We start from the raw sequence: 21,669 nt of genomic DNA, 5'->3' as shown, positions 1-21,669 counted from the left end.
CCGGGCCTCGGAGGCACCGACCGAGTGGCCGAGTGCGGGGCGTTCACCCGTATCTGACCACCCCCGGTGCCGGCTTGTCCATTCGGCACAGGGGCGGAGGTGAAGAGAGTGAGCACGAGGAACACCAGGCAGACGAGCGCGAAGGCTGCGTCGGCTGCCAGCAAGGTGCTGAGCAACCCGAAGGCGGGCAAGGCCGCGAAGTCGGCCGCCGCCAGCGCGTTGTCGCAGACGCCGAAGCGGAAGTGACCTCGGCGGCCCTCCCCGGTAGGGAGGGCCGCTACCCAAGCCGCGCCGGACCGGCGCGGCGCCCTCTCAACCTCAAGGAGGCCCGCCATGAAGCGGACCATAGACAGCTCGTTCGCCATGCTGGACGAGAACCTCAACCTCAACCCACTCGTGCGCCTGCAGGCACAGAACCTGCACAACACCATCCGCGAGGACCTGACCCGCGCCGGACTCATCGCGGGCAGCTTCCTGCAGGGCTCGTTCGCACGTAGGACCATGCTGAAGCCGCTCAAGGACGTCGACATCGTCTGTCTGCTGCCGCAGGACACGTTGGACGCCCTGCGCGGACCCGACGGCCCGGGCAACGCCATGGAGTCGTTCAAGGCGCCCATCGAGGCGCGGTGGCCGGAGGTCGAGTTCGACGCCGGTGACAAGGCCGCCGGTAAGGCGGTGCGCGTGACGCTGCCCGGCGTCGATTTCACCATCGACCTCGTGCCCGCATTCGACCAGGACGGTGACCACGTCCTCATCGGTGACCGGTTCGAAGGCACGTGGGAGCCGAGCAACACCCGCATCCAGCTCAAGCGCGTCTCCCAGCGCAACCAGGACACCGGTGGGCGGTTCGTGCACCACGTCCGGGAGGCCAAGGAGCTGACCCAGCACCATGAGCAGCTGGATTTCATCTCCGGCATCGTGGTGGAGTCCCTGGCGTACCAGGCTATGAGCCGCAAGGAGCCGGACCAGGACGCTGTCGCCCGGTTCCTCGACCACGCCAAGGACGCCGTCAAGGGCCCGGTCATCGAGCCGGCCGGCGATGACGATGTCACGGCGAAGTGGACCAGCGAGCAGCGGCAGACCGCTGTGAGGGTGTACGGCCATGCCGCCGAGCGGGCCATGGAGGCGCGTGCACTCGAACGCGCTGGGGACGTGAGCGCGGCCGTCGACGTGTGGCACTCGCTGTTCGGGGACGCTTTCCCGCCCGCTCCGCACCGGCCGGTCCAAAGCGTCCTCACCGCCCTCGCCGCCGGCAGCGTGACAAGCACTGGCCGGCCCAGCGCCACCCAGGCCGCGCAGCAGGTCGCCGCACCCGGTCGCTCGTGGTCTCCGAGGCGAGGCACCGCTGTCGGCCGAACAACGACGTTCGGGAGCCCGTCTTGGTGACGCTCTCACTGCAGGATGTCCTGGAGGACCCGGCGCGCACGCGCCGGGTCCTCCAGGACGGGCTCTTCGGCGTCGTCTGCGACCGGGCTCTCGCACCCCGGTGCGGCGGCCTCGTCCTCGACATGTCCTTCGCCCCGATGCCTGAGCTCGCCGCAGCCGGGTATCACACCGAGCGTGCCAGGGTCAGCGTCCGGCCGGACGGCCCCATCTACGCGTTCCCGCTCGGGCCGGAACGCGCGTGGCGCCACCGCTACCCGTCCCCGCTCGGCCAACAGTTGGGGCACCTCGCTGGGCCCTTGTGCCTCTGGTACCCCCAAGACCCGCGGTCGCTCCGCTGGGAGTGGGATGACGGGCTCGAGCAGTACGTCACCCGCGTCTACAGGCACGTCTTCTACGAGGAGTACTACCGCCGGGAGGGCCACTGGCCCGTCGAGGACGCACCGCACGGTGACCCCCTCACGGGCGCGCACCCCATCCGCAGCTCCTTCATGCGTCGGGAGGTGCACCGATGGGCGTCCTGACTACAGCCCTGCGCACCGCCGAGGTCACACCCGCGGCCGCAGCGCCCACTGGAACGGGCTCGAGTAACGTCTGGGTGGTCGTCGCGGTCACCTTGCTCGGCTCCTCGGTGATCGCCGGCCTCATCACGACCGTGCTCGGCAACCTCCGGGCGACCGCTGCCACCAGGCGTGAAGGCTACGCGAACGCGGTGCGCTCCCTGATCGCCCGCGGCGAGTACCCGTACCGGGTCCGGCGGCGTGTGTCCGACGAGCCCGACGTGCTCGCGGCCCTCGTCAGCCGGGGACACGACCTTCAAGAGCAACTCGCCGCCTGCCGCACCTGGGTCAACTCCGAACATCGCGCCATGGGCGAGCTGTTCGACAAGGCCCTGTCCGACATCGACGCCAGCGTGAAGCCCGCGACAAGAGACGCCTGGGACCAGCCGCCCATCACGACCGCGAGCGGGATGAATCTCAACGGCTGGAGTCCCGGGGACCAGTGGCCGCACGTTGGGCGCCTTGAGCGGGCGATCGCCTACCGCTTCGGCTGGCGACGGCTGCTACCACGGCGCTGCTGGCGGATGGACGCCTGATCCGGCCACGCAACAACGCCGCGATTGGGTTGATGATGGGTCTGCCCCGCGTCTGCGTGACGAGTCCGGTTGAGCCCCGCAGGGATTCGCCCCTGCGGGGCTCAGCCGCGTCAGCTCGACGACCCGGGGGCCGGGGCGGCCGCGGGGGTCGGGCTACTGGTCGGCCTCTCCTAGGTCGAGCGCCAGTCGATCCCAGCGACCCGAGTGGTCAGGGGGTAGGGGATAGCCATCAGCCGTGATCCGTGCTGCCCAGCCCTCGGGAATCCACGCGCCCTGCTCGAGCTGAGGGTGCCGCGGATGTCGGACGCGGGCCCACATCGTGAGGATCAACTCGGCCCAGTCACTGTCCACGATCCACCGCACGGGCCCATTCGTGGAGTTGCCCGACATCCTGAGGCGCCCTGGTCCGACAAGCTGGGCTGACGTCACGGCACCCCACCCCCACGGCAACAAACCTCGCCGAGACTGGAGGTAGAAGCCGAAGTCCGAGACGTGGACGAGCCCATCGTCGACGAGGCACCACCGCGGCACCGTGGCATCTGCCGCCGCACGACGGCGAGAGCGGTTGCCCACTGCGCGTCCGATCGCCACCCCCGCCGTGAGGGCGGCGCCATAGCGACCGGACGCGAAGAAGAAGCCCACGTCATGGACGTAGGTGCCGTCCCCGATGCTCACGAACTAGCCCTTGGTGGGGGGTGTGCACAGGGTGGCGACGACCAGGTAGAGATGGTTAGGTATACCTAACTAACTGGAGGTCATGCCCATGGTTCAGTACGGCGTGCTCGAGCGCACCACCGCCGCGGCCTACGCCGCCGCCTATGCGACGACGACGGCGATGCCGCCACGGCGCGCCTTCTATCCCCAGCTCGAGGCGCAGGCGACTGCCCTGCAGCAGCTGTCACCGGCCTTCCGCCGCGTCACGATCACCGCGGGCGGGCTCGCGGACCTCACGCTCACCGGGCCAGACGAGTACCTCGGGCTGTTCCTGCCGCAGCCCGCCGGCAACCTGCACCTGCCGGCCAACATGCTCAACCCGCGAACCGCCCTGGCCGCGATGCCCGAGCCGCTGCGGCCGGACCTGCGGTGGTACACCATCCGCGCCCACCGCCCCGAGCGCGCCGAGATCGACGTCGACATCGTGTGCACCGGTCACGACGGCCCGGGCTCGCGGTGGATCCGGTCGGTCTGCGTCGGGGACGAGGTCGGTCTGCGGATCCAGGCGGCGCCATACGGCAGTGCTCCACCCACCGGTCACCACCTGCTGCTCGCCGACGAGACCGGCCTGCCCGGCCAGCTCGCCATCCTCGACGCGTATGCCGACGATCCCGGCCGACGCTTCACTGCCGTGGTCGAGGTGCCGACCGAGGGCTTCCTGCACGACGAGGTCCGGGAGGCCGGTGTGCACGTCGTCTACCGCGGAGAGGGCGAGCCGGGGTCCGCGATGCTGCCGGCGCTGCGCGCGTGCGGGATTGCCGACGTCGACTATGCCTGGGCGTGCGCCGAGGCGGCCACCGTCGCCGCGGTGCGCCGTCATCTGGTCAGGGAGCGTGACGTGCCGCGGCGCCGCGTCATGGCCAGCGGCTTCTGGAAGGTCGGTCAGGCCCGGCTCTGACCGGCCCACCCCCACGCGACGAGATCTGACCAGTGGGCGGGGTTGGGGGCGCGATAGGTGACCAGCCGAGAACGCTCACCTCGCCGAGGAGCGGCCCGCGGTCGAGTCCCAGCAGGTCGCCGAGAAGGCCAAGCCGCTGCGCTCGGCCGCGATGATCGCCTCGATCGCCGACCCCGGCGTCCCCAGCCTTCGGTCATCGACCTCAAGCCTGGCGGCGAGGTCAACGGATGGTTGATGTTCGAGGTCCCCACGACGGACAAGCTGAAGACCGTCGAGATCGATGACGGGGGCTGGCAGCGGCCGTGACTCACGGTGATGGCCGCGGGCGCGACCCGCGGCCATCACGCCTGTCCCGGCGAGGTGTGGTCAGCGCAGCGGCAGGCGGCGCCCGGATCGGGCCGCGAAATCGTCGAGGGCGGTGAGGATCTCCGGCGCCCGCCAGTAGGTGCCCCGGACGCGGTGCACCCGTTGTTCCTTGAGGATGCCGAGCTCAAGCAGCGGGTCGACGTGGCGGCGGACGTGCCCCGGCGCGAGGCCGAGCTCGGTCTGCAGCGTGGCGGCCGTGACGACGGGCTGGCGGACCAGCAGGTCCAGCAGGTCCCAGGTGCGTGACTGCGGCCGCGCCGTGACGATCGCGGACCATGTCGCTCGGATATCGCGCACCTCGTGGCCGAGGCGGCGTCCCTCCGTGGCGGCGCGCAAGGTCGCCTCGGCGAACAGCCGGAGCACCGGGTCCGGGTCGCCGGCCCGGTAGGCGGTGAGGGCGTCGACGTAGGCGCGGCCCGAGGCGAGCAGCCCGGCCGAGACCGGGAGGGCGACCTGGCGCACCAGCCCCGTGGCCCTGAGGTGCGCATGGACCAGGGCCCGGCCTGTGCGCCCGTTGCCGTCGGTGAAGGGGTGGATGGTCTCGAACTGCGCATGCCCGAGCGCGGCCTGCTGCAGCACCGAGACATCAGGCGTGGCCAGGAATCTCACGAGGTCGTCGATGAGCTCGGGGACCCTGTCGTGGCGCGGGGCGACGTATGTCGCACCGCACGGGCTGATGCTGGAGCCGCCGATCCAGACGGGCTCGGCGCGCCACTGACCGGGCTCGTGCCACCGGTCTCCCACCATGAGGGCGGCATGCATCTGCCGGATCGCCGGCGCGTCCACCGGCCCGTCCACCTCGAGGGCCCGCCGCATCGCCTGGACGTTGGCGGCGATGATGCCGCCGTTACCTCGTGAGTCGATCCCCACCTCGGCCGCGGCGACGGCCCGCGCCGACGCCGTGAGGTTTTCGATGGTCGAGGAGGCGGCGGACTCGCTCCGGAGCAGGATGCCGAGGTAGGGCGCTAGCTCGATCCCCATCTCCACGTCGAACCGCGACGCCTCGGCGGCGGCCTCCTCGAGCTCCGAGGCCAGTGCTGCCGGGGGCGCATGCCGGAGCTCCGCGATGACCGGAGGCACCGCGGCGTCATACGACCGCAGGGCAGCGTCGACCCGCTGACGTCGGCTGAGCCCGTCGGTGTCGTAGCGCGAACGCCACTCGAGAGTCTCGTGGGCGATCGCCGGCCACGTGGTGCCATGCATACCATTTGTTTACCACTTCAGAGGAAACTGGTAAACATGTGGACGACCTCAACCTCGGGTCCTGCCGATGGCGCTGTCCAGCCCGTGGGGTCTGGCCGAGCCGCGAGCTGGCCCGGCTCATCATCAGCAGCGCGGTGCGTCGGGTCCGCTTCGGTGGTCCGGTCGAGGTCGTGGACGTCGGGGCCTGGGACGAGATCGGTTCGTATGACGAGCCCCCCGTCGCGAGCGATCACCTCAAGGTGGCCTCGCTCCTGGTGCTCGACAAGGTGGATCGCGTTGATCCTGACCGAGTCGCGCTGCTGGAGAGGGTGACCCATGAGTCCATGGGCGAGAAGCCCATGGTGCCTGCATGATTCGGGCAGGTGGATCCGGACCTGCTCTACGACTCGGTCGGACGGCGCGATCCCACGGGCCAGCTCAGCCTCGTGGGCCTGCTGCGGGATGAGCAGGACCACGGCCACACTCATGAGCACGCCCACACCACTGGCGTTGCGTGAGCGTGGACTCGCCGTTGCCCGTCGACCCGCGGGCCGATCCTGATGCTCCTCGGCGGGTTGCCTGCGTTCGGGCTGCTGCTGTGGCGCTACCTGCGAAGCCCGCGCACCGCCTGAGCGTCCACGATCCGCCTGATCGTCGCGCGATAGGCCACCCAGGCGACGGCCGCCGTCACGGGGTCGAGCGCGCGCGGGAGACCTGCCACGCTGATCCGTTGCCGCCATCGCAGCTCGGTCGCAGCTCGCCCACCGGGCAGCTCCAGGGCGCGCGCCGTCGCGTCGATCGCACCACGAACGACCTTGCCACGCTTGACGATCCGGCAGCGCCATGGCCCGTCGCCCTCCGGCGTGGACACCGCCACGGTCTCCATGTCGTCGTCGAACCCCCACGGCCCGACAGCAGTTCGCGCTCGGACCCGGGCGCCCGCGACGTCCAGTCGTCCACGGCGAGCGGACGACGTCACCACGGTGAGGGGGATCACGGCCGTATGACGAGGGGCCGACCACAGGCGGCGCCATACCTCCGCCCGGTCGAGGGGCAGCCGCAGGGTGATGACGAGCTCAGCCATGACGTCAGTGCCCCGCCAGGACGCGGATGGGCAACGGCATCGCGCCGTCCCGCTTGACCCGCGTGCCGTCGTAGATCAGGCGAACGCCCTCGTCGCCGCGGACGAGCAGGGCCCGGCCGCCCATGAGGCGCAGCGGGATCCGCGCGACGGAGCGGGGATCGACGTGGCGCAGCTCGCGCCGCCACGCGTCCGAGAAGCCGTAGCCACGTCGCAGGAAGTCCAGGGTCCGGTCGGTGCGGGTCGGCCCGCTGCTGGCCATCGTGCTCTCCTCCACGGATCGGTCACGCGCTGTCCTTGGACGCGCATACCCAGGCCCAGGCCTGCGAACCCTGCAGGGTCGCGTGCCGTGCCGAGTAGAGGCCCGCGCGCAGACCCACGCGCAGATCCGCCGGGGGTAGGGGCATCGACCTGGGGGACGAAGGCCGGTCGATGCCCCTACCCCCGGCGGGGGCTTGTGGAGGATAGGGTCGCCTTACTAAGGTTTGGCTATCCTTCTCATCGGTTCTGTCGATCGGAGCACAATGTCGTCCCGCCTGCTCACCCCCGCCCGCGCCGCGATCCTCGCCACGGTCGCCCTGTCGACGGCCGCGTGCGGCTCGGCCACCGCGTCCTCGGGCTCCGGCTCGTCCGGCTCGGGCAGCTCGTCCGGCAGCGCCACGACCGTGAGCGTCACGCACGCGCAGGGCACCACGCAGGTGCCCGCCCACCCCAAGAAGGTGGCCGTCCTCGACCTGGGCGTGCTCGACAGCCTCCAGTCCCTGGGCGTCGACTCGGTCACGGCCGTGACCAAGCAGGGCATGCCGAGCTTCCTGTCGGGTTACCAGGAGGCGAGGTACACCGACCTCGGCAGCATGAAGGAGCCCGACGTCGAGAAGCTCGCCGCCGCCGGGCCGGACCTGATCATCGTCGGCGCCCGAGGGGCTGCGAAGTACAAGGAGCTGTCGAAGATCGCCCCCACCATCGACCTGACGGTGGGGTCCAAGGACCTGATGGGCTCGGCCAAGAAGGTCAACGCGCAGCTCGGTGAGATCTTTGGCAAGCAGGAGCAGGTGGCGGCCAAGCATGCCGCGCTGGACGCCAAGGTCACGGCCGTCAAGGCCAAGGCGGCCAACGCCGGCACCGGCCTGATCCTCATGACCAGCGGGGGCAAGGTCTCGGCGTTCGGCCCGCAGTCCCGCTTCGGTCTCGTCCACCAGACGCTCGGCGTCAAGCCCACCGCCGCCACGATCAGCGAGGACCGCCACGGCCAGGCCGTGAGCTTCGAGTTCGTCCGCGACGCCAAGCCGGACCGCCTGTTCGTCGTCGACCGCGACGCTGCCATCGGCCAGAACGGCAAGGCCGCCAAGGAGATCCTCGCCAACCCCCTCGTCGACGCCACGCCGGCCGGCGCCACGAAGCAGATCACCTACCTCGACGGCCAGCGGTGGTATGTCGTCGGGGCCGGCCTCGACAACCTGTCGACCATGGTCGACGAGGTGGCCGCGGGGCTGTGACGGCGTCAGCCACCGTCGTCGCGCGACGCCGACCCCGCCAGGCAGCGCTGCTGCTCGGCGGGGCCGCCGTCGTGCTGGTCCTCGCGGTCTGGTCGCTCTTCGTGGGGGTCGCCGACGTGACGCCCGCCGCGCTGCTGGACGCCGACCGCCGCGCCGACGCCCTCGACCTCATCGGGGTCAGCCGCGTCCCACGCACCGTCGCCCTGGTGCTGGCCGGCGCCGGCCTCGCGGTGAGCGGGCTGATCATGCAGCTGCTCACCCGCAACCCCTTCGTCGAGCCGTCGACCACCGGGACGATGGAGTTCGCCGGCCTCGGCCTGCTGGGGGTCGCGATCGGCTGGCCGGACGCGCCGGTCGCGGCCCGTATGGCGATCGCCGCCGCCTGCGCGCTCGCCGGCACCGCCGTGTTCCTGCGCCTCGTCCGGTCCGTCACGATCCGGGACGTGCTCGTCGTGCCGCTGATCGGCCTGGTCCTGTCCGGGATCGTGGGGGCGGTGGCCACCTTCGTCGCCTACCGTTACGACCTCCTGCAGAGCCTCGGCGCCTGGATGACCGGCGACTTCTCGGCCACGATCCAGGGCCGCTACGAGCTGCTGTGGATCGCGGGCGCCCTCACCGTCGTGTCGGTCGTCGTGGCGGACCGCTTCACCGTCGCGGGGCTGGGGGAGGACGTCGCCACCAACCTCGGCCTGGACTACCGCCGCACGATGGCGATCGGCATGAGCATCGTCGCCGTCGTGACGGCGACCGTGGTCGTGACGGTGGGCATGCTCGGCTTCATCGGCCTGGTCGTCCCCAACCTCGTGGTGCTCGCCATGGGCGGCAACGCCCGCAGCAGCGTGCCCTGGGTCGCGCTCGGCGGAGCCGGTCTCGTGCTCCTGTGCGACCTGCTCGCCCGCTCCCTGGTCGCGCCGCACGAGCTGCCCATCGGCACGATCCTCGGCGTCGTCGGGGCGGGAGCCTTCCTCGCCATGCTGGTCAAGGGAGTTCGCGGTGTCCGCTGACCTGACGACCGCCGCCCCCGCCACGCCTGCGGCATCCCGTCGACCTCTCGTCCGCCGTGCCCCCTCCCCGACGCTGCGGGTCGCCGCGTGGTGGCTGCTCGCGGCGGCAGCCGCGACGGCATACCTGCTCGTGGGCCTCGAGGGGGCCGTCGGCTTCATCCTGCCGCGACGCCTGATCACCCTCGCCACCATGACCGTCGTGGGCGCGGCCGTGGCCATCGCGACCGTGCTCTTTCACACGGTCACCGCCAACCGGATCCTGACGCCGTCGATCATGGGCTTCGACGCGCTCTACCTGCTCGTGCAGACCGCGGCCATGGTGGCGCTCGGGGTGACCGGCAGCGTGACCATCGACCCGGTGCTGCGCTTCGGCGCCGAGGCGACGGCCATGACCCTGCTGGCCGTCGGCCTCTACCGCTGGCTCGTCGTCGGCCTCGGCCGCAGCCTGCACCTCGTGGTGCTGGTCGGCGTCGTGGCCGGCGGGTTCTTTCGCGCGCTGTCCACCCTGATGCAGCGCGCCATGGACCCGACCGAGTTCATCGTCCTGCAGGACCGCTTCTTCGCCGACTTCCATGGCGCCGACCCCCGGCTCGTCGCGACGAGCGCGGTGATCGTGGCGCTCGCTCTGCTGTGGACCCTGCGCCAGGCCGAGCGGCTCGACGTCATCGCCCTCGGGCGCGAGCTCGCGACGTCCCTGGGCATCGACCACCGCCGCAGCCAGCTCGTCGTCCTGGCCGTGGTGGCGCTGCTCGTCGCGTCGGCGACCGCCCTCGTGGGGCCGACCAGCTTCTTCGGGCTGCTGGTGGCCCATCTCGCCTACCAGACCATGGGCACGCACCGGCACCGCTACGTCCTCCCGGCCGCCTGCGGCGCGGCCGTCGCCACCCTCGTCGCCGGACAGCTCGTCTTCGAGCAGCTCCTCGGCCTCGAGGGCTCCCTGTCCTTGGTCGTCGAGCTCCTCGGCGGCGTCGCCTTCCTCGTCCTCCTCCTGCGAAGGGCCCGCGCATGACCTCCACCGCCGTCCTCCCGCACGCCGCGACCAGCTCGGGCATCGCCATACGGGAGGTGACCAAGTCGTATGACGGGACCACCGTCGTCGACCAGGTCACCCTCGACCTGCCCCGTGGGGGTCTGACCTGCCTGGTCGGTCCCAACGGCGCCGGCAAGTCGACGCTGCTGTCGATCGTGGCCCGCCTCCTGCCCGCCGACGAGGGCGAGGTGCACGTCGACGACCTCGACGTCACGCGCTGCGAGTCCTCGGTGCTGGCGCGACGGCTCGCGATCCTGCGCCAGGAGCACCACCTCGCGGTGCGCCTGCGGGTGCGTGACCTGGTGGGCTTCGGCCGCTTCCCCCACTGCGGGGGACGGCTGCGCCCGGTCGACGTCGAGCACGTGGACCGGGCCCTGCACTACCTCGACCTGGAGGACCTGGCCGACCGGTTCGTCGACGAGCTCTCGGGTGGTCAGCGCCAGCGCGTCCTGATCGCCATGGTCGTCGCCCAGGACACCGACTACGTCCTGCTGGACGAGCCGCTCAACAACCTCGACATGCGGCACGCCCTCGGGATCCTGCGCCTGCTGCGCCGCGCCGTGGACGAGCTGGGCAAGACCGTCGTGGTGGTCGTGCACGACCTCAACGCGGCCGCCGCCTTCGCGGACCGGATCGTGGCGATGCGCGACGGCCGCGTGGTCGCCGCCGGCAGCCCGGACGAGGTGATGCGCGAGGGCCTGCTCGAGGAGATCTTCGCCGTCCCGATCACCGTGGAGCGCGTGCAGGGGCGACCGGTCGGACACTACCTGCGGCGCTGACCTGGGGCGCTGACCTGGGGCGCGTCGGCTTTTGGTGCAGCTATGCTCAAAAGGTCTGGCCGACCTGGTCCGACGCGATGGCGGCGGGACATCGCCCGCGAGGAGGTGGACCCCATGGCTGCGACCGAGACCGGTGCCGGTGAGGTGCTGGCGCACCTGCGCGAGCACGGGCCGACGACCCGGCGCGGGCTGGTGGACGGCCTCGGCTGGGCGCGCATGACCGTCGGCAAACGGCTGGACGAGCTGCTCGCCGCCGGCTTCGTCGTGAGCCGGGGCCTCGGGGCCAGCGAGGGGGTCGGCCCGCCGAGACCTTCGCCGTCGACGACGACCTCGGCCTGCTCGTCGGCATCGACGTGGGCGGCTCCTACACCCGCGTCGGGATCACCGACATGGCCGGCGGGTTCCTGGCCGAGGACGGGGCCGACATCGGGCTCCCCACCGGGCCGGGTGGCGTGGCCGCTTGGGTCGACTCACGCATCACCGCGCTGCTGGCCGGGATCGGGCGGTCGCCCGCCGATGTGCGGGCCGTCGGGGTCGGCGTGCCGGGACCGGTCGACCTCCGTAGCGGGGTCATCGGGGCGCCGCTGCGCGAGAGCGCTTGGGAGGGGGTGCGATTCACCGACCTCCTCACGGTCCGCGGCGACGTGCAGGTCGTCGACCGGGATGTCAACACGATGGCGGTCGCCGAGCACGCGGCGCTGGGGGCGGGCGACCACACCGTGGTGCTGCGGGTCGGCATGGGGATCAGCTGCGCGTTCGTGCTCGACGGGCGGGTCTATCGCGGCGAACGTGGGGGAGTGGGCGTGCTGACGCTGCCCGGGCCTGACGGCCGTCTGCGCCGCCTCGAGGACGTCGCCAGCGGGTATGTCGTGCGAGAGCGCCTGGCATCCCATGGGGTTGCGGCCACGACGAGCTTCGACCTGGTGTCGCTCGTCGAGGACGGCCAACCGCTGGCCTGCCAGCTGGTCGGCGAGGTGGGGGAGGCCCTCGGCCGGTCCCTCGCGGAGGTGGTGCGCCTGCTCAACCCCACGACCGTCGTGGTCGGTGGTGCGCTCTCCGGTGCCGGCGGCGTGCTCATGGCGCCGCTGCGCCGGGCGCTCGACGAGGGTGCGGGGGAGTACGCCCTCCAGACCCTCAGCCTGCGCACGACGCTCCTCGGCGGTCGGTCCGGGCTGGCCGGGGCCGTGCGGCTGGCGGCGGACGCCTACTTCGAGCCGGCGCGCATCTCGCGGCTCGTCTCGTCCTGAGCCTTGTTCCCTCCCGCGTCCACTGGGACGTGATCCACACATGGACCGGCTGGCACCCCGCCCCACCCGCGAGCGCCAGCCCCGACCCCGACACCAGCCCAGAGACCAGCCCCGACCCCGCACCACCACCCGACGGCAACCCGCCAGACAGCGACCCACCACACGGGCACGCCCTCACCGCCTGACCCGACACACCCGCCCACCCGGACAGCCACCCCAGGCTGCCAGGGCGGAGGCCTGTCCCCAGCGCGCCACTTTAGTCAACCCCTAGACAAAAGACGGGCGACGGCATACGGTGAAGGCATGCGCACTGAAGCGGCCGTCATCCACGGCAAGGGCAAGATCAAGGTCACCGACGTCGAGCTTCCCCCCATCGGGCGCGACGAGATCCTCATGAAGGTCATGTCGGACAGCATCTGCATGTCGACGTACAAGGCCACCATCCTCGGCGAGGACCACAAGCGCGTCCCGCCGAACATCTCCGAGGTCCCCGTCATGGCCGGCCACGAGTTCGCCGGCGAGATCGTCGAGGTCGGCGCTGACTACGCGGACGACTACACGGTGGGTCAGCTCATCGCCATCCAGCCCGCCATGGGCCTGGAGAACGGCTACTCCAGCGGCTACTCCTACCCCTACTTCGGTGGCGACACCCACTACACGATCATCCCCAAGATCGCGATCGACAAGGGCTGCGTCCTCAGCTACGACGGCACCTACTTCGCGAATGCCGGTCTCGCCGAGCCGATGTCGTGCATCATCGGCGGGTTCCACGCCCAGTACCACACGAAGCCGTTCGTCTACGAACACTTCATGGGCCCGGTCAAGGGCGGCAAGATGGCCCTGCTCGGCTGCGCCGGCCCGATGGGCATCGGCGCGATCGAGTACGCCATCAACGGCCCCTACACCCCGTCGCTGCTGGTCGTCGTCGACATCGACCAGGCCCGCCTCGACCGCGTCGCCAGCCTGATCAACGTCGAGGACGCCAAGGCCAAGGGCGTCGACCTGCGCTACGTCAACACCACCGGTGGCGACCCGGTGCAGATGCTGCGCGAGATCACCCCGGAGGGCAAGGGCTACGACGACGTCTTCGTCTACGCCCCCGTCAAGGCCCTCGTCGAGCTGGGCGACCAGATCCTCGGCTTCGACGGCTGCCTCAACTTCTTCGCCGGCCCGACGGACAAGAAGTTCGTCGCCGACTTCAACTTCTACAACGTGCACTACGAGTCCACGCACATCGTCGGTACCTCGGGCGGCTCCACCGGCGACATGATCGAGTCCCTCGAGATGTCCGCCCGCGGGGAGCTGAACCCGTCGTTCATGGTCACCCACATCGGCGGCCTGGACTCCGTGCCCGAGACGGTCCTCAACTACCCCAACATCCCCGGCGGCAAGAAGCTCATCTACCCCTGGGTCCGGATGCCGCTCACCGCGATCGACGACTTCGCCGAGCTGGGCAAGGACGACGAGTTCTTCGCCGGCCTCGCGGAGATCTGCGGCCGCAACAACAACATCTGGAACGAGGAGGCCGAGAAGTACCTCCTCGCGCACAAGACGACCTCGAGCGTCGAGTGATCGTCTGACCGGCTGGTCGTGCGGCCCCCTCCCCGGTCCGGGAGGAGGCCGCGGCCGTATGGCGGGGAAACCGCAGGCCAGACCTCGGCCTGTGGCACTGTGGAGCGGTGGATCGCAAAGTCAGGGCGACGGACGTCGCAGCCCGGGCGGGGGTGTCGAGGACGGCCGTGTCCTTTGTGCTCAACGGCCGGGGCGACGGCAACGTCGCCCCGGAGGCGCAGGAGCGCATCCGCGCTGCGGCCCGAGAGCTCGGCTACCGACCTGACCGTCTCGCCCGGAGCCTGCGGCTGGGCCGCACGAACGTCATCGGGTTCGTCACCGACGCGATCGCGACCTCGCCGTTCGCGGGCCGCATCCTCGGTGCCGCCATGGACCGGGCGCAGGAGTCGGGCTACGTCCTGGTCGCCTTCGACAGCGAGGGGCATCCGGATCTCGAGCAGGCAGCGATCGACGAGCTGACGCAGCGCAGCGTCGACGGGCTGGTCTACGCGTCCATGGGGCTGCGGGAGCTGACCTCGCTGCCGCAGACCGGCCTGCCGATGACGCTGGCCAACTGCTACGAGCCGACGCCGACCCGGGACGCGGTCGTCCCGGACGACCTCGAGGGAGCGGCCACGGCCGCCCGGCATCTCCTCGAGCTCGGTCACCGACGCATCGTGATGCTCACCGGGACCGGGGCCGCCAAGGGTGGCAACCTCTCTGGTCCGGTGCGCTCCAAGGGTTTCCGGGCTGCGATGACGCGTGCCGGCGTGCCCGCTCAGGAGGCTCCCGTCGTCACGGCCGGGTGGACGATCGACGAGGGCTACCGTGCCGCGATGAAGGTCCTGGCCGCCCCGGACGGGCGCGCGGCCGATCCGCGCCGGCGCCCGACCGCCGTCTTTGCGGTGACCGACCGCGTGGCGACGGGCGTGCTGCTCGCGGCCTCTCGACTCGGTCTGGACCTGCCCGAGGACCTGTCGGTGGTCGGCTACGACGACCAGGAGCAGCTCGCCGCGCACGTCGTGCCGCCGCTCACGACGGTCGCGCTCCCGCACCGGGAGATGGGGCGGCGCGCGACCGAGCTGCTGCTCGACCACCTGGCAGGGCGGACCGGGGGCGCAGCGCCCGCCGTGACGCGGCTGGCATGCCCGCTGGTCGTGCGCGGGTCCACCGGCCCCGTGGTCGCGGGCGCCGGCCGGGGCTGAGCAGGCCCCGGGCCTGACGGCCCGGGCCGACGTCAGGCCCGGGCGCGGCCCTCGGACCGGACGGCCACCGACGGCACGAGGGGACTCACGTGGGCGGGCGCGTCGTCCACCTCGACGGTCCACGACGTGGTGCCGACCTGGCGCCAGGTCGCGGGCGTGCCGCCGTCGTGGGGGTAGGCCTCGACCACCTCGCCGTCGATCCAGAGGTCCCAGCCGGCGCCGACGTCGGCGCCCACCGTCCCCTCCCGCCCACGGAGCCGCCAGGCCCCTGGGCCGGCGGCCACCCGGACCCGGCCGCTGCCGTCGACGACCGCAGACGAGCCCGGGGCGACCTTGCCCGACGCCTCGTCGCAGACGAGGGTGTCGACGGCGGGGTCGAGGCGACTGACGACCCGGCCGTCCTCGACGGTGAGGCGACGAGGGAAGCTCAGGCAGCCCGCCACGAGGTCGAGGTCGGGTGACTCGGGGTCGGCGGGGACCCCGTCCTGCCGGACCCAGCCGAGGAGCAGCGGTGCCGGGCTGTCGTGGAGCACCTGGGGGGCGTAGAGCGCGTCCCCGGCGTCCAGGTCACCGCCGGCGCGGGGGGCGAAGGTCGGCCGCCCGTCCTGGTCGCTGCCGAGGTCGCCGACGAGCCACACCGCGCGGTCGAGCCGTCCGTCGGTCTGCACGCTGAGGATGAGCGCCGTGCCGTCGCCGGTCTGGACCAGCTGGGGGCACTCCCAGATGTCGGCGGGCGCGGCCTGACGCGCGACCGGGTCGGCGTGCGTGAGCCACAGCCCGACGTAGCGCCAGGCCAGGATGTCCTCGCAGTCGTAGAGGAGCACGGCGGGAGTGCCGTCCTCGAGGCCGGCCCCGATCAGCGCCCAGCGACGATCCCCGTGCCGGAAGACGAAGGGGTCGCGCATGACCCGCACCCCGTGCGCCTGCGGGGTCGCGGCGACCACCACCGGCTCGGTCCACTCGTCCAGGTCGTCGTCCGTCGCCCACCGCAGGCACACGGTGCTGGTGAGGGCCGTGTCCACGATCCCGGAGTAGGCCACGGCCGGCCGGTCCAGCCCCGGCACGAAGACCCCCGACCAGCACCCGAGCCGGTCGGGGCCGTCGTCCGTGGGGGAGAACGCGACGGGGTGCTCGGTCCAGCGCACGAGGTCGGGGCTGCTGACGTGCCCCCACTCGATCCGGTCGTGCACGGCGGCCGAGGAGTTGTGCTGGTAGAACACGTGCCATCGTCCGCCGTGCCGGGTCATGCCGTTCGGGTCGTTGAGCCACCCGTGGCGCGGTCGCACGTGGTGCTCGGGCAGGGCGGGCTGGGGGTGGGGGTGGGGGTGGGGGTCGAGCATGACTTCCTCGCTGAGCGTCGGTGGGTCGGGGTCGAGTGGTCAGGTGCGGGGCGTCAGCGGTTGCTGCCCGCCGTCAGCCCCTCGCGCAGGGTGCGCTGCCCGAACGCGAACACCACGAGGGCCGGGATCATCGAGATCACCACGCCGGCCAGGACGGTCGCCACGCTGCCGGTGCCCATGTTGCCCTGCAGCGAGACCAGGCCGAGAGGAAGCGTGAAGTTCTCCTCGCTGATCGTCATGATCAGGGGTCGGAAGAACTCGTTCCAGTGGTAGTTGAACGCGAGGATGCCCACGATGGCGAGGCCGGGTGCGGCGAGCGGGGCGTAGATCGAGAAGAAGGTGCGCCACGGCCCCGCCCCGTCGATCTCGGCGGCCTCGCCGAGCTCGTCCGGGAGGCCGAGGAAGTACTGCCGCATGAGGAAGGTGCCGAACGCGGTGGGGATCGCGGGGAGGATGAGCGCGAGCAGGGTGTCCGAGAGCCCCATGCCGCGGATCAGCATGAAGACCGGCACGATCGTCACCTGCATGGGGACCATCATCGTCGCGAGCACGATCGCGAAGAGCGCACCGCGACCACGGAACTCGATCTTGGCGAAGACATACCCCGCCATCGCGGCGGTGATCATCTGACCGATCGCGCAGGCCGCGGTGACGAGCACGCTGTTGAGCACCAGCATCCACATGTCGACCTGGACGAAGACGTCGCGGTACGACGAGAGGTCCAGGCTCGTCGGCACCAGGCTCGGGGTGGCACCGAGGGACTCGGTGACCGGACGCAGCGAGGTGGACACCGTCCACAGCACCGGGCCGAGCGTGAGTGCCGTCGCGACGAGGAGGACCAGGACGCGGCCCAGCAGGCTCGCGGTGACCGGGCGCCGGCGGCGCAGCCGCCCGGCGTCGGTGGTGGGGTGGTCGGGGCCGGTGGGGGTGCCGGAGGCGTCGACCGGGTCGATGGTGCGGGTGGCCATGGTCGGCTCCTCAGGAGTAGAAGACGAAACGTCGGGACAGGCGGAACTGGAGGGCCGTGACCAGCATGATGATGACGGTCAGGACGACGCCGATGGCCGAGGCCCGGCCGAACTGCAGCTGCTGGAAGGCGGATTCGTAGATCACCATCACGGCCGTGCGGGTGGAGTCGCCCGGGCCGCCGCGGGTGAGGACGTACGGCTGGTCGAAGATCTGCAGCGCGGAGATGATCGCCATGACCGAGGCGACCAGGGTCGTGGGGCTCACCAGGGGGAAGGTGATGGTGCGGAACTGCCGCCAGCCACCGGCCCCGTCGATCGACGCGGCCTCGTAGACCTCGCGGGGGATGGAGGCCAGGCCGCCGAGGAACAGCAGGAACGAGAAGCCGAAGTTCTGCCAGACGTAGACGAGGATGACCATCCAGACGGCGCCGGTCTCGGAGTTGAGCCACGGCACGGCGGGGAGGCCGACCCTGCCGAGCAGGTGGTTGACCAGCCCGAACTGCTGGTTGAACAGGTAGCTCATCATGATCGACACGGACGACGCGGACAGGATGAGCGGGAAGAAGAAGACGGACCGGAAGAAGGACCGCAGCCACGTCGGCATCGTGGACTGCACGAGCACCGCGAGGCCGAGGGCGATGGCCAGCTGCAGCACCACCGCCACCACGACGAAGCCCATCGTGTTGAGGAAGGCGCGGCGCACCGTCGGGTCCTGGACCAGATCGACGAAGTTGCTCAGCCCCACGAACCGCGGGGAGGAGATGATGTCCCACTCGAAGAACGCCAGGGCGAGCGAGGCGACGATCGGCAGCAGGACGAACAGCCCGATGCCGCCGACCGTGGGCGCGAGGAAGAGGGTGGCGAGCAGGCCGCGCTGGCGACGGGCGGCCCGCGTCTCGACGGGGGACGAGGTCGTGGGGGTGGCGGGGGTGTCGGCGGACGGGGGGACGGTGACGGTCATGACGACTTCCTCAGGGCGAGCTCGAGATCGCGGCCAAGACGGTCGACCGCGGGCCTGACGTTGCCGGCGGGGCCGGTGACCGCGCCGAGGACGTTCTTGATGAGGGCGGTCTCCACCGCCGCCTGCTGCGGTGGCGCCGGGATGGGGGCGGCATCCATGCGGTCCAGGGTGTCGTAGAAGACCTTCCAGTGGCGGGGGCCCTTGCCGGCGTAGAGGGTCTCGTTGACCATCGAGCGGCGCGTGGGGGTGGTGTTGGGGGTCGGGAAGGCCAGCGCCATACCCTCGCGGGAGACGCAGAACTTGACCCACTCCCACGCCTGGTCCTTGCGCTGTGAGGTGCGCATGATGGCGTAGCCGGCGGCGCCCAGCTGGTGACGCTGGGTGCGCCAGCGGGGGAAGAACTGGACGTCGTAGTCGTCCGGCCCCATCCCCGCCTCGTTGAGGCCCTGCACCCAGTAGCCGCCCGCCGGGGTCATGCCGATGCTGCCGCCCGCGAACTGCGCCACGAGCTCGTTGCCGCCGCCCTGGGCCGGGCTCGTGCCCAGGCCCTCGGCGACGACCGCCCGCAGGAACTCGAAGGTCTCGACGACCCGGGGGTCGTCGGTGTTGGGCTCCTCCCAGAGGAAGCCGCCCTGACGTCCCCGCGCCGCCGGGCTGCGGGCGTAGAAGCGCTGCCACAGCCAGTCGCCGCCGGGCGCCTTGGTCTCGGTGAGGAAGCTCGTGTCGTTGGCGTACAGCCACGGCACGACCCCGCCCCACAGCCGGTTGGTCCAGTAGTAGGGGACGAACGCCCCCGTGTTGCCCTTGCGCAGGGCGCGGGCCGTGGCCAGGAAGTCCTCGTGGGTCCACCTGTCGTGGGGGAGGCCCACGCCCGCTCGGTGCAGGGCCTTCGCGTTGAAGTACATGTCGGCGGCGTTGAAGTCGATGGGCAGCTGGTAGAGGCTGCCGCGGTACATGAACGCCTCGACGAGCGAGGGGTGCACGTCGTCGAAGTAGTCCTTCATGACCGCGGCGTCCCGCTGCACGTAGGAGTCCAGCGGCTCGGCGAGCCGGTCGGCGAACAGCTGGGCCCCCTCGGTCGCGACGACGCAGACGTCCGGCGGCGTGCCGGCCGCGACCATCGTGAGGATCTTGGCGAAGAAGTTGGACCAGTCGGCGCCCTGGATCGCCTGGATCCGGACGGGGATGTCGGGGTGGTGGGCGTTGAAAGCCTTGACCAGGGACTGGCGTGCGGCGACGTCCTGGTTGGTGCCGAGGATGGCGACGTTCAGCACGTCGTCGCGCCGGCCGGGGATGTCGGCGGCCGTGAGACGGGGCCACGCCGCCGCGGTGGCGCCCACGGCACCCAGGCCGGCGAGGCCGAGGAAGGTGCGTCGGGTGAGGTCGGTCATCGTTGACTCCTGCGGGGGAGATGCTGGACCTAAATCGTGTTAGGTGCCTAGAGTGTGAGACCGGGCGAGCACGTTCGTCAAGAGATGACGCGAATCATGTCGCCACCCCACCCAGCGTTCCGTGGGTGCGACACTGTGCCGCAACGGGCGACCCCGCGACGGGGCGGGCGCGCCATACGGCCGGGGGTGCGACCCCAGGGAGAGGTGCCGCGTGGAGCAGGTGACCGACGAGCAGCCGACCAACGAGCTGCGGACGGACGTCGACGTGCTGGTGGTGGGGTCCGGCTTCGGGGGCTCGGTGGCGGCCCTCCGGCTCGCCGAGAAGGGTTACCGCGTCGAGGTGCTCGAGGCCGGCCGCAGGTTCGCCGACGAGGACTTCGCCAAGACCAGCTGGGACGTACGGAGGTTCCTGTGGGCGCCGCGGCTCGGGTGCTTCGGGGTGCAGCGCATCCACCGGCTGCCCGACGTGCTCGTCCTCGCGGGCGCGGGCGTCGGCGGGGGATCGCTCAACTACGCGTGCACGCTCTACCGCCCGCACGGCCCGTTCTACGCCGACCGGCAGTGGGCCCACATCACCGACTGGGAGAGCGAGCTCGCGCCGCACTACGACGAGGCCACGCGGATGCTCGGGGTCGTCGTCAACCCCTGCGACGGGCCCGTGGAGCGGCTGATGCTCGACGTCGCGCGCGAGCTGGGCGTGCAGGACAGCTACCGCAGGACGCCGGTCGGGATCTACTTCGGACCGCCGGGCGAGACGGTCCCCGACCCCTACTTCGGCGGTGAGGGGCCGGCGCGCACGGGCTGCACCGAGTGCGGCAACTGCATGGTCGGGTGTCGCGTCGGCGCCAAGAACACCCTGGTCAAGAATTACCTCGCGCTCGCCGAGCGGCTCGGCACGCTCGTGCGCGAGCGCCGGACCGTGACGCGGGTGCGACCGATCGACCCGGCGCGCCCCGAGCGCGGCTACCGGGTCGAGCACGAGCGCACCGGCGCCTGGGTGAGCCGCGACCGTCAGGAGACGACGGCGACGTATGTCGTGATGGCGGCCGGCGCCTTCGGGACGAGCCGCCTGCTCCACCGGCAGCGGCACACCGGCGACCTGCCCCGCCTGTCGCCGGCGCTCGGCCGGCTGACCCGCACCAACTCCGAGATGATCGGCGGCGCCGGCACCCGCCGCGTCCCACACGGCGCGGACCTGACCCGGGGCGTCGCCATCACCTCGTCCTTCCACCCCGACGCGGACACGCACGTCGAGAACTGCCGCTACGGCGTCGGGTCCAACCTCATGGGGGCGCTGACGGCGCTGCTCGTGCCCGGGGGCGGCCGGGTGCCGAGGGTCGTGCGCTACCTCGGCGAGGTGGCTCGCGACCCGCTCGGCGCGGCCCGGTCGCTGTGGCTGCGGCGCTGGAGCGAGCGCACCGTCATCGGCCTGGTCATGCAGAGCTGCGACAACTCGCTGACGACCAGCTATCGCCGGGGCCTGCTCGGAGGCCACTCCATGACCAGCCGGCAGGGCCACGGCGAGCCCAACCCCACGTGGATCCCGGTGGGGCACACGGCGTTGCGCACCATGGCCCGTCACCTCCAGGCGCTCACCGGCGTGCCGGCGGACGCGCGCGGCAGCGTCGGGGAGGTGGTCGACATGCCGATGACGGCGCACTACCTCGGCGGCGCGGTCATCTCGGACGACCCGGCGACCGGCGTCGTCGACCCCTACCAGCGGGTGTGGGGATACCCCGGCATCTCGGTGCTGGACGGCGCCGCCGTCAGCGCCAACCTCGGCGTCAACCCGTCGCTGACGATCACCGCCCAGGCCGAGCGGGCGTGCGCGTTGTGGCCGCGGCGCGGGGAGCAGGACCGGCGGCCGGCGCAGGGGGAGCCCTACCGACGTCTCGCCTCATGGGAGGTCATCGGCTCCGACGCCGAGTCTGTGGCAGGCTGAGGCGGGTCCAGAGCAGCGACCGATCACCTCGAGGA

20 protein-coding genes are annotated in these 21,669 nt (G+C 71.5%); 13 read left to right on the top strand and 7 right to left on the bottom strand.

The features are described from left to right. The first annotated feature begins 333 nt into the window (after positions 1-333). From ACF3NS_RS14095 to ACF3NS_RS14080, 4 genes are all read left to right on the top strand, one after another. Entirely contained in the window at positions 334-1,386 is a 1,053-nt protein-coding gene (locus ACF3NS_RS14095; RefSeq protein WP_392466831.1) for a hypothetical protein, read from the top strand. After that, entirely contained in the window at positions 1,383-1,907 is a 525-nt protein-coding gene (locus tag ACF3NS_RS14090) for a hypothetical protein (protein ID WP_392466829.1), read from the top strand. Before ACF3NS_RS14095 ends, ACF3NS_RS14090 begins: the two co-directional genes overlap by 4 nt. After that, on the top strand, positions 1,895-2,479 hold the full coding sequence (locus tag ACF3NS_RS14085; RefSeq protein ID WP_392466827.1) for a hypothetical protein: 585 nt from the start codon (positions 1,895-1,897) through the stop codon (positions 2,477-2,479). Before ACF3NS_RS14090 ends, ACF3NS_RS14085 begins: the two co-directional genes overlap by 13 nt. Before the next feature lie 763 nt (positions 2,480-3,242). Next, entirely contained in the window at positions 3,243-4,091 is an 849-nt protein-coding gene (locus ACF3NS_RS14080; protein ID WP_392466825.1) for a siderophore-interacting protein, read from the top strand. Positions 4,092-4,457: 366 nt separating this feature from the next. Here ACF3NS_RS14080 and ACF3NS_RS14075 read toward each other — a convergent pair whose 3' ends face one another. Continuing rightward, positions 4,458-5,660: a Fic family protein gene (locus tag ACF3NS_RS14075; protein ID WP_392466823.1), complete on the bottom strand. Its 1,203-nt coding sequence runs from the start codon at positions 5,658-5,660 to the stop codon at positions 4,458-4,460. 134 nt (positions 5,661-5,794) lie between these two features. Between ACF3NS_RS14075 and ACF3NS_RS14070 the strand changes: the two genes are divergently transcribed. Further along, a complete protein-coding gene (locus tag ACF3NS_RS14070) occupies positions 5,795-6,013 on the top strand; it encodes a GTP-binding protein (protein WP_392466821.1) in 219 nt (72 codons plus the stop codon). 230 nt (positions 6,014-6,243) lie between these two features. Here ACF3NS_RS14070 and ACF3NS_RS14065 read toward each other — a convergent pair whose 3' ends face one another. After that, positions 6,244-6,723: a hypothetical protein gene (locus ACF3NS_RS14065; RefSeq protein WP_392466818.1), complete on the bottom strand. Its 480-nt coding sequence runs from the start codon at positions 6,721-6,723 to the stop codon at positions 6,244-6,246. Between the two features lie 4 nt (positions 6,724-6,727). Continuing rightward, positions 6,728-6,982 (bottom strand): hypothetical protein, encoded by a 255-nt coding sequence (locus ACF3NS_RS14060; protein WP_392466817.1) that lies wholly within the window; start codon positions 6,980-6,982, stop codon positions 6,728-6,730. A gap of 262 nt (positions 6,983-7,244) precedes the next feature. Between ACF3NS_RS14060 and ACF3NS_RS14055 the strand changes: the two genes are divergently transcribed. The 7 genes from ACF3NS_RS14055 (at position 7,245) to ACF3NS_RS14025 (ending at position 15,032) form a co-directional block, all read left to right on the top strand. Beyond that, positions 7,245-8,216, top strand: a complete 972-nt coding sequence (locus ACF3NS_RS14055) for a siderophore ABC transporter substrate-binding protein (protein ID WP_392466814.1) — start codon at positions 7,245-7,247, stop codon at positions 8,214-8,216. Further along, positions 8,213-9,220, top strand: a complete 1,008-nt coding sequence (locus tag ACF3NS_RS14050) for an ABC transporter permease (protein ID WP_288799461.1) — start codon at positions 8,213-8,215, stop codon at positions 9,218-9,220. Before ACF3NS_RS14055 ends, ACF3NS_RS14050 begins: the two co-directional genes overlap by 4 nt. Then, positions 9,210-10,229 carry an iron chelate uptake ABC transporter family permease subunit gene (locus tag ACF3NS_RS14045; RefSeq protein ID WP_392466811.1) on the top strand — a complete coding sequence of 340 codons (1,020 nt, stop codon included), beginning with the start codon at positions 9,210-9,212 and terminating at the stop codon, positions 10,227-10,229. The genes ACF3NS_RS14050 and ACF3NS_RS14045 overlap by 11 nt, the downstream gene beginning before the upstream one ends. After that, the gene (locus ACF3NS_RS14040; RefSeq protein ID WP_392466809.1) at positions 10,226-11,029 is read left to right on the top strand and encodes an ABC transporter ATP-binding protein; all 804 of its coding nucleotides are present in this window, start codon (positions 10,226-10,228) and stop codon (positions 11,027-11,029) included. The genes ACF3NS_RS14045 and ACF3NS_RS14040 overlap by 4 nt, the downstream gene beginning before the upstream one ends. 353 nt (positions 11,030-11,382) lie before the next feature. Further along, entirely contained in the window at positions 11,383-12,276 is an 894-nt protein-coding gene (locus ACF3NS_RS14035) for an ROK family protein (RefSeq protein WP_392466807.1), read from the top strand. Positions 12,277-12,579: 303 nt separating this feature from the next. Continuing rightward, the gene (locus ACF3NS_RS14030; RefSeq protein ID WP_392466805.1) at positions 12,580-13,848 is read left to right on the top strand and encodes an alcohol dehydrogenase catalytic domain-containing protein; all 1,269 of its coding nucleotides are present in this window, start codon (positions 12,580-12,582) and stop codon (positions 13,846-13,848) included. Positions 13,849-13,955: 107 nt separating this feature from the next. Continuing rightward, the gene (locus tag ACF3NS_RS14025) at positions 13,956-15,032 is read left to right on the top strand and encodes a LacI family DNA-binding transcriptional regulator (RefSeq protein WP_392466803.1); all 1,077 of its coding nucleotides are present in this window, start codon (positions 13,956-13,958) and stop codon (positions 15,030-15,032) included. Between the two features lie 32 nt (positions 15,033-15,064). Here ACF3NS_RS14025 and ACF3NS_RS14020 read toward each other — a convergent pair whose 3' ends face one another. The 4 genes from ACF3NS_RS14020 to ACF3NS_RS14005 are packed head-to-tail and all read right to left on the bottom strand — an operon-like array spanning position 15,065 to position 19,692. Further along, positions 15,065-16,372 (bottom strand): glycoside hydrolase family 32 protein, encoded by a 1,308-nt coding sequence (locus ACF3NS_RS14020; RefSeq protein WP_392466802.1) that lies wholly within the window; start codon positions 16,370-16,372, stop codon positions 15,065-15,067. Positions 16,373-16,425: 53 nt separating this feature from the next. Then, positions 16,426-17,340, bottom strand: a complete 915-nt coding sequence (locus ACF3NS_RS14015) for a carbohydrate ABC transporter permease (protein ID WP_392466799.1) — start codon at positions 17,338-17,340, stop codon at positions 16,426-16,428. Between the two features lie 10 nt (positions 17,341-17,350). Then, complete coding sequence (locus ACF3NS_RS14010; RefSeq protein WP_392466796.1) at positions 17,351-18,301, bottom strand: carbohydrate ABC transporter permease; 951 nt, start codon at positions 18,299-18,301, stop codon at positions 17,351-17,353. Continuing rightward, complete coding sequence (locus tag ACF3NS_RS14005) at positions 18,298-19,692, bottom strand: extracellular solute-binding protein (RefSeq protein WP_392466793.1); 1,395 nt, start codon at positions 19,690-19,692, stop codon at positions 18,298-18,300. Before ACF3NS_RS14005 ends, ACF3NS_RS14010 begins: the two co-directional genes overlap by 4 nt. A gap of 211 nt (positions 19,693-19,903) precedes the next feature. Between ACF3NS_RS14005 and ACF3NS_RS14000 the strand changes: the two genes are divergently transcribed. Next, complete coding sequence (locus ACF3NS_RS14000; protein WP_392466791.1) at positions 19,904-21,634, top strand: GMC oxidoreductase; 1,731 nt, start codon at positions 19,904-19,906, stop codon at positions 21,632-21,634. The last annotated feature ends 35 nt before the right edge of the window (positions 21,635-21,669 follow it).

Origin of the sequence: Arsenicicoccus cauae, assembly GCF_043162025.1 — a bacterium.
GTDB classification, from domain to species: domain Bacteria; phylum Actinomycetota; class Actinomycetes; order Actinomycetales; family Dermatophilaceae; genus Arsenicicoccus; species Arsenicicoccus cauae.
The sequence above is the reverse complement of the archived record's forward strand: the minus strand, read 5'-3'. Positions and strand labels throughout refer to the sequence as shown.